Annotated in this window: 18 protein-coding genes; 8 read left to right on the top strand and 10 right to left on the bottom strand. The window is 62.6% G+C overall.

All coding sequences use genetic code 11. The features are described from left to right. Positions 1 to 45 precede the first annotated feature (45 nt). Positions 46 to 579: an acyloxyacyl hydrolase gene (locus ED21_RS15605; RefSeq protein WP_006833069.1), complete on the bottom strand. Its 534-nt coding sequence runs from the start codon at positions 577 to 579 to the stop codon at positions 46 to 48. 336 nt (positions 580 to 915) lie between these two features. Between ED21_RS15605 and ED21_RS15340 the strand changes: the two genes are divergently transcribed. Together ED21_RS15340 and ED21_RS14665 are read left to right on the top strand one after the other, a co-directional pair. Further along, positions 916 to 1,116, top strand: coding sequence for a Flp family type IVb pilin (locus ED21_RS15340; protein ID WP_156787367.1), 201 nt, complete (start codon positions 916 to 918; stop codon positions 1,114 to 1,116). Positions 1,117 to 1,136: 20 nt separating this feature from the next. Further along, a complete protein-coding gene (locus ED21_RS14665) occupies positions 1,137 to 1,628 on the top strand; it encodes a prepilin peptidase (RefSeq protein ID WP_006833067.1) in 492 nt (163 codons plus the stop codon). A 131-nt stretch (positions 1,629 to 1,759) separates the two neighbouring features. On the opposite strand, the gene ED21_RS06555 is transcribed toward ED21_RS14665, so the two are convergent. After that, positions 1,760 to 2,650, bottom strand: coding sequence for a PilZ domain-containing protein (locus ED21_RS06555; protein WP_198005823.1), 891 nt, complete (start codon positions 2,648 to 2,650; stop codon positions 1,760 to 1,762). A 135-nt stretch (positions 2,651 to 2,785) separates the two neighbouring features. On the opposite strand from ED21_RS06555, the gene ED21_RS06550 reads away from it, so the two are divergent. Together ED21_RS06550 and ED21_RS06545 are read left to right on the top strand one after the other, a co-directional pair. After that, complete coding sequence (locus ED21_RS06550; RefSeq protein ID WP_006833065.1) at positions 2,786 to 3,151, top strand: hypothetical protein; 366 nt, start codon at positions 2,786 to 2,788, stop codon at positions 3,149 to 3,151. Between the two features lie 94 nt (positions 3,152 to 3,245). After that, entirely contained in the window at positions 3,246 to 4,670 is a 1,425-nt protein-coding gene (locus ED21_RS06545) for an MATE family efflux transporter (RefSeq protein WP_006833064.1), read from the top strand. Here the strand turns inward: ED21_RS06545 and ED21_RS06540 are convergent. Continuing rightward, positions 4,651 to 5,484, bottom strand: a complete 834-nt coding sequence (locus ED21_RS06540) for a mechanosensitive ion channel family protein (RefSeq protein ID WP_034921805.1) — start codon at positions 5,482 to 5,484, stop codon at positions 4,651 to 4,653. The genes ED21_RS06545 and ED21_RS06540 overlap by 20 nt on opposite strands. 222 nt (positions 5,485 to 5,706) lie before the next feature. On the opposite strand from ED21_RS06540, the gene groES reads away from it, so the two are divergent. Both groES and groL read left to right on the top strand, forming a co-directional pair. Next, on the top strand, positions 5,707 to 5,994 hold the full coding sequence (gene groES / locus ED21_RS06535) for a co-chaperone GroES (RefSeq protein WP_006833062.1): 288 nt from the start codon (positions 5,707 to 5,709) through the stop codon (positions 5,992 to 5,994). Positions 5,995 to 6,048: 54 nt separating this feature from the next. Continuing rightward, entirely contained in the window at positions 6,049 to 7,698 is a 1,650-nt protein-coding gene (gene groL, locus ED21_RS06530; protein ID WP_006833061.1) for a chaperonin GroEL, read from the top strand. A 93-nt stretch (positions 7,699 to 7,791) separates the two neighbouring features. On the opposite strand, the gene ED21_RS06525 is transcribed toward groL, so the two are convergent. The 6 genes from ED21_RS06525 to ED21_RS06500 form a co-directional block, all read right to left on the bottom strand. Further along, the gene (locus ED21_RS06525; protein ID WP_034921802.1) at positions 7,792 to 8,271 is read right to left on the bottom strand and encodes a DUF411 domain-containing protein; all 480 of its coding nucleotides are present in this window, start codon (positions 8,269 to 8,271) and stop codon (positions 7,792 to 7,794) included. A 22-nt stretch (positions 8,272 to 8,293) separates the two neighbouring features. Continuing rightward, positions 8,294 to 8,893, bottom strand: coding sequence for a DUF2231 domain-containing protein (locus ED21_RS06520; RefSeq protein WP_006833059.1), 600 nt, complete (start codon positions 8,891 to 8,893; stop codon positions 8,294 to 8,296). Further along, entirely contained in the window at positions 8,890 to 9,159 is a 270-nt protein-coding gene (locus ED21_RS06515) for a metal-sensitive transcriptional regulator (RefSeq protein ID WP_006833058.1), read from the bottom strand. Before ED21_RS06515 ends, ED21_RS06520 begins: the two co-directional genes overlap by 4 nt. A gap of 72 nt (positions 9,160 to 9,231) precedes the next feature. Further along, positions 9,232 to 11,433 carry a DUF305 domain-containing protein gene (locus tag ED21_RS06510; RefSeq protein WP_006833057.1) on the bottom strand — a complete coding sequence of 734 codons (2,202 nt, stop codon included), beginning with the start codon at positions 11,431 to 11,433 and terminating at the stop codon, positions 9,232 to 9,234. A 91-nt stretch (positions 11,434 to 11,524) separates the two neighbouring features. Further along, positions 11,525 to 12,817, bottom strand: coding sequence for an acyl-CoA dehydrogenase family protein (locus tag ED21_RS06505; RefSeq protein ID WP_006833056.1), 1,293 nt, complete (start codon positions 12,815 to 12,817; stop codon positions 11,525 to 11,527). Then, positions 12,817 to 14,166: a phosphotransferase gene (locus ED21_RS06500; protein ID WP_006833055.1), complete on the bottom strand. Its 1,350-nt coding sequence runs from the start codon at positions 14,164 to 14,166 to the stop codon at positions 12,817 to 12,819. Before ED21_RS06500 ends, ED21_RS06505 begins: the two co-directional genes overlap by 1 nt. 102 nt (positions 14,167 to 14,268) lie before the next feature. Here ED21_RS06500 and ED21_RS06495 point away from each other — a divergent pair, with 102 nt between their 5' ends. Then, positions 14,269 to 14,676 carry a host attachment protein gene (locus ED21_RS06495; protein WP_006833054.1) on the top strand — a complete coding sequence of 136 codons (408 nt, stop codon included), beginning with the start codon at positions 14,269 to 14,271 and terminating at the stop codon, positions 14,674 to 14,676. A gap of 132 nt (positions 14,677 to 14,808) precedes the next feature. After that, a complete protein-coding gene (locus ED21_RS06490; protein ID WP_006833053.1) occupies positions 14,809 to 15,828 on the top strand; it encodes a serine hydrolase in 1,020 nt (339 codons plus the stop codon). Between the two features lie 97 nt (positions 15,829 to 15,925). Here ED21_RS06490 and ED21_RS06485 read toward each other — a convergent pair whose 3' ends face one another. After that, positions 15,926 to 16,177 (bottom strand): hypothetical protein, encoded by a 252-nt coding sequence (locus ED21_RS06485; RefSeq protein ID WP_006833052.1) that lies wholly within the window; start codon positions 16,175 to 16,177, stop codon positions 15,926 to 15,928. Between the last annotated feature and the right edge of the window lie 44 nt (positions 16,178 to 16,221).

Below are 16,221 nucleotides of genomic sequence, written 5' to 3'. Positions count from 1 at the left end.
CGCCCTTTTTGCGTGTTCAGACCCCGGAAGCTTCCGGGGGGAAGCCTAAAACCGGCGGTTCACCCGAATTCCCATCGTATCTATGCCGGGATTCTGTTTGCTGTTGAAAATCCGCGCATTGCTGATGTGGACCCAACTGGCCTCCACCGACCAGTTTTCAGACACATCGAAACCAAGAGCCAGTTCCGGCTCGAACAGGACCCGGCTACCCAAATCGGTACGATAGCCCGTCTGCGGGTCGACCCGCAGCGCCGGCGCATCATGGATTACGAGGCCGACACCGGGACGGACGTAGACCTTGCCCAGTTCCGCCTTCCAACTGACCCCGACCCCGGCAAAGCTGGCGTCGCCTGACAGATTGACCGATCCGAAAACATAGGGCTGCGCGCCCACAAGCGCATCGATCTCGTCGAACCGGACACCCGCTTGGAGATCGGTCCCGCCTTCGCCCGTTTCGAAGGTGAAGGGCGTATCCACCGCGTGAAGGTAGACGCCGCCATAAGCCTCCTGCGCTTTGGCGGATGCCGGCGACAGGATGCCGGTAACGGCCAGCAAGCACAGCGGAACAAGATTGCGCATCAGTAAAAATCCCGGATTTTCATGTAGTAGGCGTTTATGAGTATTGGCGGCGACCTTTCGCTGGGCTGAAGCAAGGCCCCGGACCCCGGCTCGCTCGCCGGGGGAAACTCCCATCACGCGCCCCTCCCCATATCGCGCCTTATGGACTGGCCTTATTGCTGTAAAATTAGCTGTTCGTTGCAAAAAGGTTGACCCGAGCCCGTTTTTCGGGAAGATTTTAGATGCTGCAATGGCGACGTGCATGCGAGAGTCGGCCCTCAGGCCGAGCGATGCGGAACCTGTGCCTTGCGAGACGAGCAATCCATGAAGGGGGGGCATTCCGGATTGGAACTTGGGATGACTAAGATGCTCACCAACTTTCTTCGTGACGAGTCCGGCGCTTCAGCAGCCGAATACGCGCTGATCCTGGCTATCGTTGGTGCCGGGTTGGCATTCGCTGTCTTTACGGTGAGCGATGCCATCGAGCGCGTCATCTATCCGGCATCATCGCAAGCAATTTCCTGCGACGCCGGCAGCGACGAGAGCGCTTGCGTTTAGAGACAACGTCCGCGACGAGCATGGCGATGGTTTTTGCGGCCGCATGGTTTGGTGCTTTGGGCATTCTGGCCTCGGCAGGCGCGCTGCTGGATGTCTGTACCAGGAAATTGCCCAATATACTTTGTGCGATCATGCTGGCGACCGGGCTTACCTTCGCTTTCGTCGGCGGAGGCTGGCCAGCCCTGGCGCTCGGTCTTGCGCACGTCGCGGCGGCTTTCCTGCTGGGCTACCTGTTCTATCTGGTCGGGACGTTCGGCGCAGGCGATGCCAAGTTCTATACCGCAACAGCCGGATTCTTTCCTCTGTGGGACATGCTCGGTCTCTTCGTAGCGATCACCGGGGCCGGGTTTCTACTCTTGCTGGTGTGGGTATTCATGAAGCGCAGCCTGCGCACCCGCCCAAAGGACCGAAGCGACTTCGCCAAATTGCCCTATGGGGTGGCCATCGCCGCGGGCGCCATAGCTTTTGCCGCCCTTAGAATGCCGGAATCTTGCTGCGCGCCGATTGGCTGAGCGCCCGTAGGCACGTTGCGCAGGCTACATGGTAAGGGGATAGACCGGCCTGATACTGCGGACCTTGGGCCAGCAATACGACGCTGACTTCTACCGTATCGGTTCAGCAGGGTAATCTGGTCGGTGGTTTCCTAATCGGCGTCCCAATTGATGTTTATTTCGACACTAGCCTCGTCCACCCCGGCCGCCTGCGCAATCCGTCGGCGACTGGCGCGGATGAGATCGGCCAGCGAGGCTCCCGAATCCAATCCGCCTTCGGCTAAAGCGACCGCCTTGCCGAGACCAGGAGCGCCATAGACAAGCTCGAGTTCACTCACATCAAGCTGCTTCGCGAGCCGCTGCATCGTTTCATGGCGCGGGCGTACTTGATCGCCCTCCCATTTCCACAGGGTTGGCTTGCTCACGCCTACGCTTTCAGCAAGACCGCACATGGTGAAACCCCGCGTTGTGCGCAGACGCTTGATCCGGGTCCCAAGGGTCTCATGGTCGACGCCGAAACGATGTTCGGGATCGTCTTCCAGAGATGCGACTTCATTGGCAGCTTCGAGTTCGTCCTCGGAAATCGGTTTGGCAAAGCTGCAGCCATAAAGTTCGTTTGCGCCCCAAACGACTTTGGCCCCCACCGCCCCGCTGAACGGCAGGACAACTTCGAGCGGATCATCGAGGGACAGGTCGGCTTGCGTCTTCACCAGCATGCCGTTGCGCGAAAGGTTCAGTATTTCGGCATCGAATGCACGCCCAGCCTGCCCCACACCTGTATTGAGGCGCAATACCAGGCGCGGTTGGCGCCGATCCATCTGGTCCCCGTCAGTCACTTGCATCCCGCTTGCTTTTTCCTTGCTTTGGGTTCCGCCTAACATGTTTTTGCGCTTCGTGCGCTCGCGAAACGTGTTCCCCTTAGAACATTCCTTGGCCCAAATGCACAGAATTTCAAAGTTCCGGCAGAAGAATGTTAACCCTTTGCGACGCGAAGGCGTAGGTGAAACAAAACCCTTATATCGTTGAGAAATTTCTCGGAGCACGTCTCCCAAACGGAGGTGCGGCTGCCTTTCCAAGTCTCGATAGGTCTGAAGATTCTCTCAACTGGTAGCTTTCGGTTTACACTTAGCTGGCATTACCGGTTGCGGAACAAGACCAATCGTCATCGGGATCGTGACATGACCTTTGCTGCCCTCATCGGGGTGCCTACCTATCTGCTCGGCACCTTTCTTCTCAGCGCCCTGCTCGTGCGGTTTGCACCGCGCGCGCACAGTTCGCGACAGGTCCGCAAACACCTGTCGCTGTTCATGGTCCTGCCCATCCTGCTGGTGGTCGACGCAATCATGACGGTCGACGCCTTGCGCAAGTTCGGCAATCGCATAGTCCGCAGCCTGTTCGAGGCGCTGTCGGGCCGCCAGTTGCTGTCGGGCGACGAATACGCTTACGCCTATTTCGGCTACAGCCGCCGCCGCCAGAACCGCCGCAAGAGCGATCGCCGCGCGGGGAGCGTGGCTACTGGTGAGAAACTTGCCGTGAGCAGCTGATCGCACCTCAGCAAAATTGAGCGTTTGAGCTAAGGAGCCGATCCGCCTATGCGGGTCGGCTCTTTTGCGTCTGGCGCGAAAAGGGCGCGAGACTTTGACGGACACGATCCTCCCCAAGCCCCTGCCCCCCGACACGGGACCCGGCAGCGATGGCTGGCGCAGCGAATTTGTCGCGACCTTGAAGCTGAGCTGGCCGCTGGCGGCGGCCAACCTGCTGCAGATGCTGACCTATGCCATCGACGTGATCTTCATCGCGCGGCTGGGCGAGAACCAGCTTGCCGCCTCGGCGCTCGCCATCGCGCTGTTCGGCCTCGTCATGTGGGCGCTTTCGGGACTGACCGGCGCTGTCGCCCCGGTCGCTGCGGCCGAACTGGGCGAGCGCGCCCCTGCACTGAGGCCAGTGCGCCGCTCGGTGCGCATGGCGCTGTGGCTGGCCGTGTTCAGCGGTGTCGCCGGAATGGGCATCTGCCTTCTGCTCGGCCCGCTGATGCGCGCTACAAGACAGGAAGGCGAGATCATCGCGCTCGCTTTGGAATACAACACGATCCTCGTGTTCTCCATGGTCCCCTTCCTGATCAACAACGTGTTGCGCAGCTTCGTCTCGACGCTCGACCGCCCGATCTTCGCCACCGCGATCACGGCGGGCGGGATCTTCGTCAACGCGCTGGCCAATTACGCCTTGATCTTCGGCAATTTCGGCGCGCCCGAACTGGGCCTGCGCGGAGCGGGCGTGGCGACGATCATCACCACGCTGGTGACGATGGCCGCCTATGTCGCCGCGATCCGGCTCGACCCGAGGCTTCATCGGTACCGCATTTTCGGGCGATGGTGGTCTCCCGACTGGTCGCGGTTCTGGCACATCACTCGCATCGGCACGCCGATCGCGCTCACCATCACCGCCGAGGCCGGCATCTTCGGAGCCGCGGCCTTCCTGATGGGCAATATCGGCGCGACCCAACTCGCCGCACACACGGTCGCGCTGCAGATCGCCGCGCTCGCGTTCCAGGTGCCCTTCGGTGTCGGACAGGCGGCCACAATCCGTGTCGGTTACTTCTACGGCGCGCGCGATCGCGAGGGCATGCGCCGCGCCGGCTGGGCGGGGATCGCGATCGGGACCGGCTTCATGGTGGCAACCGCGCTGGCGATGATCGTCATCCCCAAACCGCTGCTGGCGATCTACATCGACCCATGGGACCCGGAGAATGCCGTGCTGGTGGGCTTTGCGCTCCAATACATCGTGATCGCCGCCGCCTTCCAGCTGTTCGACGGCATGCAGGCCGTCGCCGCCGGGGCGCTGCGGGGACTGCAGGACACGCGCGTACCGATGTGGATCGCGGCCTTTTCCTACTGGGTGCCGGGGATCGGCACCGCCCTTTATCTCGGCTTTTACACCCCGCTCGAAGGCAAGGGTGTGTGGATCGGCCTTGCGACCGGCCTGACCGTGGCCGCGATCCTGCTGACGTACCGTTGGATACGCCGCGACCGGCTGGGGCTGACCGTCAGGCCGCCCGCTGCGTGACCTCGCGCTGCGGGAACGGGATAGAGATGCCGACATCGTCGAAGCGCGCCTTGGCCCTCTCGGTCAGGTCCCAGCTCACCGCGACGAAATCGCCCGTGGTGCACCAGACGCGCAAGCCGATGCCCACCGAGCTGTCGTCGAGCGAGGCGACGAAGGCGACCGGCTCGGGGTCATCCAGCACACGCTCGTCCGCAGCGGCCAGCGCCAGCAGTTCGTTGCGCGCCTGCTCCATGCTGTCCGAGTAAGCGATGCCGACGATCAGCTCGAAGCGGCGGATCGGGTGTCGATGGAAGTTGACGATTGCCTGATTCCACAGCTCGGAATTGGGGACCATCACGAAGAGGCCGTCGAACTGCTTCAGCTCGGTTGTGAACAGGCCGATTTGCTGGACGGTACCCGTGACCGAACCCGCCGAGATCGCCTCGCCGATCTTGAAGGGGCGCTGGACGAGGATCATCACGCCCGAGGCCACGTTGCTCAGCGTACCCTGCAGCGCGAGGCCGACAGCGAGCGCCATGCCGCCAAGCGCCGCCAGGATGGAAGTCGTCTCGACTCCGAATTGCGAGAGCACAGTAACGACTACCAGCGCCCAGAGCGCGTATTTGACGAGGTTGGAGAGGAAGTTCGCTACCGTCGCATCGAAGCGGTCAGAGCGCGCCAGCGCCCGTTCGACCCAGCTTGAGATCAGCTTGGCGGCCAGCAGGCCGAAGATCAGCACTGCAAAGGCGCCAGCGATATCCATCATGTTGAGGCGCAGCCATAGTAGCGCCTGCTCGGGGATGGTCAGGGCCGAGACGGCTTTTTCGGTTTGCATGAAATACACTCCCATGAAGTGGATAAAAGGGCAAATTTGCGCGGCTCGATAGGAGTTGCGGCACACTCTGGCCACCCCCGGCCACGGGCCAGCCCATCAAGCGGAAATTTTTTGCATGTCCACCCGTTGACTCCGCGCAGGCGCATCAACATATCCGCGCCACTGGCACTCTCACCCCGGGAGTGCCAACGAACATATCAAACCAACTGAAAGGTCATCACTATGGCATTTCGTCCGTTGCACGACCGCGTTCTCGTGCGCCGCATCGAAGCAGAAGAAAAGACCGCCGGCGGGATCATCATTCCCGACAGCGCCAAGGAAAAGCCGAGCGAAGGCGAGATCGTCGCTGTTGGTTCCGGTTCCAAGGCCGAGGACGGCACGGTCACCCCGCTCGACGTCAAGGCTGGCGACCGCGTGCTGTTCGGCAAGTGGTCGGGCACTGAGATCAAGCTCGACGGCGAAGACCTGCTGATCATGAAGGAAAGCGACATCATGGGGATCATGGGCTGAGTCCTGACCACCTGACGCTTCCAACAATTCACTAGAAATCCAGGAGAAACACCAATGGCTGCCAAGGACGTAAAGTTCGGCCGTGACGCGCGCGAAGGTATTCAGCGCGGCGTCGATACCCTCGCCAACGCCGTAAAGGTCACGCTGGGCCCCAAGGGCCGCAACGTCGTGCTCGACAAGAGCTTCGGCGCGCCGCGCATCACCAAGGATGGCGTTACCGTCGCCAAGGAAATCGAACTGAAGGACAAGTTCGAGAACATGGGTGCGCAGATGCTCAAGGAAGTCGCGTCGAAGTCGAACGACGCCGCCGGTGACGGCACCACCACGGCTACCGTGCTTGCCCAGTCGATCGTGACCGAAGGCATGAAGTCGGTCGCGGCAGGTATGAACCCAATGGACCTCAAGCGCGGCATCGACCTCGCTGTCGAAAAGGTTGTCGAAAACCTCAAGAGCCGTTCCAAGGACGTATCCGGCTCGAGCGAAATCGCGCAGGTCGGCATCATCTCGGCCAATGGCGACCGTGAAGTCGGCGAAAAGATCGCCGAAGCCATGGAAAAGGTCGGCAAGGAAGGTGTGATCACCGTCGACGAGAGCAAGGGTCTCGAATTCGAGCTCGAAACCGTTGAAGGCATGCAGTTCGATCGCGGCTACCTGTCGCCCTACTTCATCACCAACCCGGAAAAGATGACGGTCGAACTCGAAAATCCGTACATCCTGATCCACGAAAAGAAGCTATCGAACCTGCAGGCGATGCTGCCGGTGCTCGAAGCGGCTGTCCAGTCGGGCCGTCCGCTGCTGATCATCGCGGAAGACATCGAAGGCGAAGCGCTGGCGACCCTCGTGGTCAACAAGCTGCGCGGCGGCCTCAAGGTTGCTGCGGTCAAGGCACCTGGCTTCGGCGATCGCCGCAAGGCCATGCTGCAGGACATCTCGATCCTCACCAAGGGCGAGATGATCAGCGAAGACCTCGGCATAAAGCTGGAAAACGTCACGCTGGGCATGCTCGGTGAAGCCAAGCGCGTCACCATCGACAAGGACAACACGACCATCGTCGACGGTGCAGGCTCGGAAGACGACATCAAAGCCCGCGTTTCGGAAATTCGCACGCAGATCGACAACACCTCGAGCGATTACGACCGCGAAAAGCTGCAGGAACGTCTTGCCAAGCTCGCTGGCGGCGTGGCCGTGATCAAGGTCGGCGGTTCAACCGAAGTCGAAGTGAAGGAACGCAAGGACCGCGTCGACGACGCGCTGCACGCAACCCGCGCAGCCGTTGAAGAAGGCATCGTCCCGGGCGGTGGTACCGCGCTGCTCTATGCCTCGAAGGCCCTCGACGGCCTTTCGGGCGGCAACGATGACCAGACCCGCGGCATCGACATCGTCCGCCGTGCGCTGACGGCTCCTGTGCGCCAGATCGCGACCAATGCCGGTCACGATGGCGCGGTCGTTTCGGGCAAGCTGACTGACAGCAATGACGAGAACCTGGGCTTCAATGCCGCCACCGACACTTACGAAAACCTCGTGTCGGCCGGCGTCATCGATCCCACCAAGGTCGTGCGTACTGCCTTGCAGAACGCCGCCTCGGTTGCTGGCTTGCTCATCACCACCGAGGCTGCAGTCGTCGACAAGCCGGAAGACAAGTCGTCAGCCCCCGCAATGCCCGATATGGGCGGCATGGGCGGTATGGGCGGCATGGGCTTCTAAGCTCAGCACCCAAGCCGACAGGCAAACAAGAGGCCCGGCGGGAGCGATCCTGCCGGGCCTTTTGCGTGGCGTTTCTATTGCGCCGGAGAGCGATCAGCTGGCCGGATAGCTCGCCCAGACCGCGCGGCCTTCGGGGCCGAAGGCGATCACTTGGTAAGCGTCCTTGCGGTCGCCCATTTCCATGCCGGGAGAGCCGACGGGCATGCCGGGTACGGCTAGCCCCGTCACGCCTTCGGGACGTTCGGCAAGCAGCCGCTGGACATCGGCGGCCGGGACATGCCCCTCGATCACATATCCCTCGACGATAGCCGTGTGGCAAGACGCGAGATCGGCCGGCACGCCGAACTCTTCCTTTACCGAGGCGAGGTTCTGACTTTCGATGGTGCGGGTCGTGACCCCGTCCTCCGCTTCCCCGAACCAGCTCTTCGCATGGTCGAGCCAGGCGAGGCAGCAGCCGCAATTGGGGTCGCGGTACATGGCGATCTCGGTCGCTTGGGCTGCCCCGGCACACGCGGTCAGCGCGAGGCCGAGCGAGAGGACAAGCGGGCTTCGGGTCAGGGCGGATAGCGTCATCGTTTCGGTCTCCTTGAGCGGCTCATACCAGATGTCCCGCCCCATGCGCCAGTTCGCCGCCCCAATAGCCTTGGAGGACGAGGGCAACGCAGAGCAGCGCGAGTAAGGCGCGGAAAATCGTGCGAGAATCGCGGCGCGAGAAAGCGAGGAGCAGGATGGACCCGATCGCAATTCCCGTGCCGGTCCACCGGTGCCAGCGCATGGCGGGTTCGCCGCCCAGCCAGAGCCCGGTATGGATCCAGCCGAACAGCGCGGCGATCCCCGCGCCGACCGCGCCCGCGATGACGAGCAGCCGGACGGTCTGCTCGAACCGTGCGTCACCCCGCGCTAAGCCCAGGGCTTCGAGCAAGCCTGCCAGAAGCAGGAACGCGATAGGGAAATGGACGGTTGCGGGATGGAGCGTTTTCAGGAAAGTCATGACCGGCGCAGCGGGGACTTCGGCCACGACGACCGGCTCTTCCCCATCCGCCGCCCCGGGCGCATCTGCAGCGGCCTCGACCGTCTCTGTTGGCGCCGCCTCCTCTTCATGCCCCTCCGGCCCATGCGCCCTTGCCGGAACGGCCGCGATCATCGCGAGCACGAGCACCGCGGTCGCAAGGACTAAGCCGAGCGCGCGGGTCACTTGCGCTTCTCGAACAGCTCCATGAGCTCGCCGAACTTGCGCTCCTGTTCTCCGGCATCCCCGCTGGAGATTGCCTCGGCGATGCAGGAGGCGGCGTGGTCTTTCAGCACCTGGCTTTCCACCTTTGCGAGGGCCGAGCGGACCGCCTGGATCTGGTGGAGGATGTCGATGCAATAGCGCTCCTCCTCGATCATGCGGGCGATGCCGTTCACTTGCCCCGCGACGCGGTTCAAGCGCCGGATCTTGTCCTCATTGCCCTCGCTCATCTCGCCTACGCCTTCTCTATACCCCCCGGGGGTACATCTAGACCACAAGCGCCGAGAGCCGCAAGGCGCGGGCTAGCCCCCCTTGCGGCTGTTCTCGGCCGCGCGGACGAGGTCGGCGGGCCAGTTGACCTGCGTCTGCGTCTGCGGGTTGAAGACTTCGCCCGGATATCGCGCGGCTTCGGCAGCGGCGATTTCCTCTGCCGTCAGGAACGCGCTCGGCTCGAGCGCGAAGATGTCGAGCCCGCGGCTGATCTCGGTCGCGTAAATGCGGCCCTTGTACCAGTAGGCCGACCAATAGCCGCCGGTGATTAGCTGGTCCTTATCGATCGGCCCTCGGTCGAAATAGGCGATCTCGAAGGGATTGGTCGCATCGGTGAAATCGATCACCGAAATGCCACCCTGGTACCACGCCTGCACGAAGATATCGCGGCCCGGCACGGGGATGATCGATCCGTTGTGCGCGACGCAGTTCTCCTTGTCGCCCTGCGGCGCGGGCAGCTTGTACATCCCGCGAAATTCGAGCTTGCCGTCCTCGATCGCGTAGAAAGCATCGGCACCCCAGTTCATCGGATCACCGGCCTGGCAGCGCGGACGTCCGCCCCCGCCCCATTCGTCGGTGAAGAGGACCTTGGTGCCGTCGTTGTTGAAGGTGGCCGAGTGCCAGTAGGCGAAGCCCTTGTCGGTCACGTCGGCAATACGGGTCGGCTTCAGGGGATCGGAAATGTCGAGAATGATGCCGTTGCCCGAACACGCGCCGGCGGCAAGGTTCTTCGCGGGGAAGACGGTGATGTCGTGGCACTGGTTGGTCACGCTGGTGCGCTGCGTGCCCTCGCCATGGTCGCCGCCGCGCCATAGCCCGGCAATCTGGCCGTCGCGCGCGAAGACCCGCGGGCTGTCGACGATGCGGGCGGCCGCCGGATCCGCGATGGGGATTTCGACCACGTCGATGCTGAACAGCGCGGTATCGTCACCGGCGGAGTCGAGGCAGCCTTCCAGCTCCTTCTCATCGCGGACATAGGACGTACCCGAATTGTAGACCACGATGCGCGCATCATCGGCGCTCACGATGGAATGCGTGTGGCTGCCGCGGCAGGTCTGCACCTGGCCGACCTGGCGCGGTCGGGTAATGTCGGAAATGTCGAAGATGCGCAGGCCGCGGAACCGCTGGTCGCTGACGTCGCCGGTCACCCCCTGAAGGCCGCAGTCGACGCGCGCGCGGCTGTCCTGCACGCTCATCACGAGCAAATCGCCGACGATCGATACGTCGCCCTGTCCGCCGGGGCAAACCGTGCTGGAGACCAGCTGCGGTACGCCGTCCTCGCCGAGGCGATAGGCGTTGAATCCGTGGTAGCTGCCCGCCACCATCAGGTCGCCCGAAAAAGCGATGTCGGTATTGGCGAAGCTGAGCAGCGAACCACGCTTGCCGAACTGCGGCTCGCCCTCTTCGCCGTCTTCGTCGCTGGCTTCCTTCTTGTCCTCTTCCTCGTCATCCTTCTCGATCAGCGGCTGGAGCTGGGCGGGATTCTCGGGATCGAAGAAACCGGTCGGCTTGGGCTGGAAGGCGACGTGGCGCAGATTGAGGATCGCTTCGCCGGCGTCGGTGAATCCAGCCGCCAGCGTGGCACGCGGATCGGTCGAAAGCTCGGCGAGGACCGCGTTCATGCGGTCGATTTCCGCCTCCTGGTCGCTGACAACCTCGTTGGTGAATTCGAACATCACCGGCTCGTAGGCGCTGCCCGGCGCTTCGTGCAGTTCGCGCACCATGTCGAGCGCGCCCTGGTGGTGGGCCACTATCAGCTTGAGGAAGAGGCGGTCGAACTCGGTGCCGTTGGCGGCGGCCAGTTCGGCCATCTGCTGCGGGCTGGCCATGCCCTTCATCGTGCTATGGCCGTTATGCATGGAGTGGTTCTGACCGTGGGTTTGGGCGAGCGGCTCGCCGCGCTGCTCGAGCCATTCGCGCATGAACTTCATCTCGTCCTTCTGACCCGCCTCGATCCGGTCGGCGGTCTTCAGGATCGCGTCGTTATTGGTCCGCTCTTCGACCAGCTGCGCCATGTCGACTGCCTGTTGGTGGTGCGTGATCATGCCCTGCATGAAGGCGACGTCGGCGGGCGAATAGCGTGTGTCGGAAAGCGCGACGGCCTCGGCCTCGCCGATCACGCGGGGCGCTTGCCCAGGTGCACCGGGCAGCACGATGGGGACTTCCTGCGCAAGCGCTGCGGTGGAGGTCGATACGAGCAGGCCGGCCGCTGCGACGCGAAGAAGATTGGTCATGATTGTAAGTCCCCGAAAAGTGAAGGGCGAATGAGGCAAATGCAGAAGGCCCGGTCAAGCCGAACTTCTGCCAACGACATGGGAGCGGGGACTAACCGGAGGCGTAGCGCCCCTTGCGCGGCCCGAGATAGCCGAACAGATACGCGCCGACCTTGCGCATCTGGATCTCTTCCGCGCCCTCGGTGATGCGATAGCGGCGGTGGTGGCGATAGATGTGCTCGAACGGCTTGTGCCGCGAATACCCGATGCCGCCATGCACCTGCATCGCGCGATCGGCGGCCTCGCACACCAGCCGATTCGCCCGGTAATTGCACATGGAGACCTTGTCGGAGATCGTCTTCTCGATCTCCTCATGCGGCATGTTGTCCATTTCCCAGGCGGTCTTGTAGATCAGGAGGCGGAGCATCTCGCACTGGGTGGCCAGCTCGACCAGCGGGAACTGGATGGCCTGGTTGCGCGCCAGTTCCTCGCCAAAAGGTTTTCGCTCGCGGGCGTATTTGACGCTTTCCTCGACACAGTAGGTTGCTGCACCAAGACTGCTCGCGGCCTGCCTTATGCGGTTCTGGTGGACAAAGCTTTGCGCCAGCGCGAGGCCGAGGCCTTCGCGGCCGAGCATGGCGCTTTCGGGCACCCAGACATCCGTCACCGATAGCCGCGGGTGGTCGGTGGGCATGTTGAAGGTCCACATCCACTCCTCGATCTCCAGCCCCTCGGTCGGGTTCGGCACGAGCAGGCAGGTGATCCCCCGCGCATCCCCCGCTTCGCCACTGGTGCGGCAGAACATCGCGCAATGGGTGGCGACATGCATGCCGGTGATCCACATCTTCTCGCCATTGATCAGCCAACCGTCCACGCCATCGCGGGTCTCGCGCACGGCGGTGGTTTCCATATGGGTGGCGTCACTGCCGTGGTCGGGCTCGGTCAGGCCGAAGGCGACGCGGCGCGTGCCTTCGAAACCGCCGAGGATGAATTCCTGTTTCTGCTCCTCGGTGCCCCATTGTTCGAACATGGCGACGAAGGGGAAATTGCCCACGATCGAATGCTCGTTCTGGAGATCGTTGTGGAGGCCCAGCCCACGCTGGGCGAAGCGATCGCGGATCACCGCCATCCAGAGGTTCGAGCCGTCCTTGCCGCCGTATTTCTCGGGCGCGGAGAAGCGCCAGTGGCCCGCCTTGTCCGCCAGTTTGCGCGCCTGCCGCAGCAAGTCTTCCCATTCATGGTTGGGCAGCCCACCCCGCTCCCAATCGGTCCGCGCGTTCTCGCGGCGATGGTCGAAGAAGCGGATATTGTCGTCTTTCGCGACCAACGGCTTGATCTCGGCCTCGATGAATTGGACGAGTTCGGCGTAATAGTCCTCGAGGTCATGCGGGATTGAAAAGTCCATCAATCGTCTCCCAGCCATTTGCGCCGCGCCACCGCGAGCGAGGGATATTTGGGCGAATCCACCTCGACCTTTTCGAGCGCCTCTTTGCGGCGTTCTTCTAGGAAGCCGAGCGTCTTGAAACCCAACTCACCTTCGAGGATTCGGTCGCAATCCTCGATTAGACCCCCAGCAGGCATGATCCGGTCATTCCTGCCAATGATGCTCAATGCGTTACGCGCAACCGCAAGTTGGAACCTGTCATGCCCGGTCATGGCAGGCTTGATGCTTTCAAGCCACTCCGAGATGGCTACTGCAAGTTCTTCTACACCCGCTTCGCCAAAATGATTTCCGAATCCCTCAAAAGGTTGAAATTTGATGCGTCGTTCTTCTTCGAGCGCTTCTTTTTCCAGCATGAGCAGCAGATCGAGTTCCTGCTCGCTGGTCCGTCGCGAAATGACGACCCGTTCCAACATCCGGTCTTCCCCGCTGCGCCAGTAGGCCGCCATCTTGAGGCAGCCCAATGCCCACCAGACTGTGCGGTAGACCGTCCAAAAGCGGAAGCGCTCCGGATCGACCGGCCTTCCGCCAACTGCTTCGTATGCTGCGAAATACTCATCCAACGACCCCAGCCCCAGCGCAGGCTTGTCATAGGCCCCGAACCGCCACACCGGCATGCAGCCGAAGGCGAGATCCTCGTGCCAGTCGCCGAAATGGGCCAGTTCCCAATCGAGCACGCCGGTCAACTGCGAATCCTCCACCAGCAGATTGCCCAGCCGGAAATCGCCGTGGTTGAGCACCGGCTCGACCGGCTCTGGCAAATTGTCCAACAGCCAGCGCAGGCCCAGCGCAATGATCGGACGATCGCCACCCGCCTCCTCGAACTGCTCGCGCAGCTTTTCGACGCCTTCCCGATAATCGAGCGTGGGAACATCGGCGGGCAAGTCGGCCGCGCCGATGGAATGGATGCGTGCAAGGTCTTGTGCCGCCTGTTGAACCAATTGTGCCGGCGATGCGCTGGCCAGAATGGCGCGCGGATCGGGCGTGCCGGGAAGCGCGCGCATGACGAAGCCGCTGCCGATGCCATCGCTCTTTTGAAGCTCGACAAGGACCTCCGGCGCGGTGACACCGGCCGCCTTCGCCGCGCGGATAATCGCCGCCTCGGTTGGATGGCCGAAGGGGCGCTCCTCCATGAAAGCAGGGCTCGGAGCACGGCGCAGGACGAAGGCCTCGCCATCGGCCTCGAAGCGCCAGCTCTCCATCGTGGCGCCGCCGGTGAGACGCCGCAGCCGCACGGGCGCGCCGAGGCCTGCACGAGCGAGCGCGCGGGTCAATCCAACATGCAGCAGGCTCTCGCCCTCGCTCTCTCCCATGCAGCATGTGTGGCGCAGAGAGGGAATCCCTACAAGTGCGGACCTCAAACCGCGCTCGACCGTTGGATTGCCAAACCCCAAGGAAACGAGGAGACCATCCCCATGAAGCTGCCACACAAGGCCCATGTCGCAATCGTCGATGGAACGCATTTCACTGTCATGCAGAACAGCGGCCAGCCCTTCGAACCCAGGCTCGGCAGCGCCCAGAAACCCGATCTCACGGCGACAAATTTCAGCGCCGGGGTTAAGCACCAGGACGATATCGGCCAGCGCCGCGGTGCGACCGACCTTAACGAACTGGCCCATGGCGCCGCGGCGGCCGAATGGCTCAACGCCAAGGCTATTTCCGGCGAGATCAGCGATGTACTCGTTATCGCCGATCCCAAGACTTTGGGCGAAATGCGTCGCCACTACCACTCCGAGTTGGAAAAGCGGATCGTCGGCGAAATCGACAAGACCGTGACAGGAGAACCCACTTCGCGGATCGAGCAAGTCATATCTGCGGCGTGACACGGACAGGAAATTTCGTTGCGCTGAAATACCTCGCCGCATGCACGACACAATTCGCGGTTATCCCTCTTGTGCAGGAATTGTAGCCTGCGTTAAGAATTGGATAACCACGAATTTGGTATTGGGAGTGCCATGCGGATCATGAAACTCGGGAGTTTGCTGGCGGCGGGTGCGATAGCGCTCGCATCGCCCGCACAGGCGCAACAGGCGAAGGCGGGATATTCCGCGCAGTTCGACCAGATCCTCGGCACCGAGGTTCGCACGCCCGCCAGCTTCGACGCACGCCACGACAGCGCGCTGGAGCGCACCGTTGCGCAACTTGCCGACGGGTCTCGCGGGCGGATCGGCGTTTACGCGATCGATCTTAGCACCGGGCAGGAAATTGGCGTACTAGCCGACCAGCGCTTCCCCATGGCGAGCACCAGCAAGGTGGCGATCGCTGCGGTCTATCTCGCCGGCGTCGATGCAGGCAAATGGACGCTCTCGAGCGAATGGCGCCTCCCCCGTCCTGGCGGTGCCTATCTTTCGGCGCAGCAGCATCTCGATCTCATGATCAGCAAGAGCTGCAACGCCTGTACCGACGCGCTGCTCGACGCGGTCGGCGGCCCTCGCGCCGTGAACGCCTGGATGCGCAAGGCCGGGATCGAGGAATTCCAGCTCGACCGGACGATCGCCTCGCTCGTGCGCGAGGATGGCCGGATCGATCCGGCCTCGAGCGTTGACCTACGCGATAGCGCGACGCCGCGCGCCATGGGCCAGTTGCTCGCCGGAATCTATCAGGGCAAGTGGCTTAGCCCCTCGTCCCGCGCTGTGATCATGAACGCTATGCGCGCGACGACGACCGGCAAAAAGCGTATGCGTTCGGCCCTTCCGGTCAGCGCGGGGCTGGCCCACAAGACCGGCACGCTGAGCCGTACGGCAAGCGACATTGGTATCTTCCACACGCCCGATGGCCGTGCGATTGCCGCGGCAATCTATGTGACCGGCCAGAGTTCCTCGATGGCGGCCGAGAACGGCAATCGCGGCCTTAAACTCCAGGCACGCCAAATGCGCGATGCCCGGATATCGACGATCGCCGGCGCGCTCTACCGCGGCTTTGCCGCCAAGGAGAACGACGGAAGGGTCTGGGCCGACGCCGATTACGGCGGCTAGGCCTCCCTAGATTCCAACCGGCAAAGGAAAAGGGCGGCACCTCGCGGTGCCGCCCTTTTGCCTTTCGTAACGGTAAACCGTTGCGAAGCCGGACTGATTAGTCAGCCTGTGCTTCAGCTTCGGTTTCGCCTTCGACTTCCGATTCGACTTCAGCAGCAGCGTCGTCGGCTTCCATGGCGACTTCGTCACCAGCGGTTTCCAGATCGGTAGCAGCTTCGTCCATGTTCGTTTCAGCGTCTGCAACAGCGTTTTCAGCGGTTACTTCAGCCGAGTCTTCGGTTGCTTCCGAGCAAGCTGCGAGCGAGAGAGCGGCGGCCGAAGCGGCGGCGACGAGTGCGATCTTGCGCATAATATGTAATCCTTAGTCAGCGAGTTCTGGTGCGAAGGAAAAGT

It is taken from the genome of Erythrobacter sp. SD-21 (assembly GCF_000181515.1).
GTDB lineage: Bacteria > Pseudomonadota > Alphaproteobacteria > Sphingomonadales > Sphingomonadaceae > Qipengyuania.
Note: the sequence above shows the minus strand (reverse complement) of the source record. Positions and strands in the feature narration are given on the sequence as shown.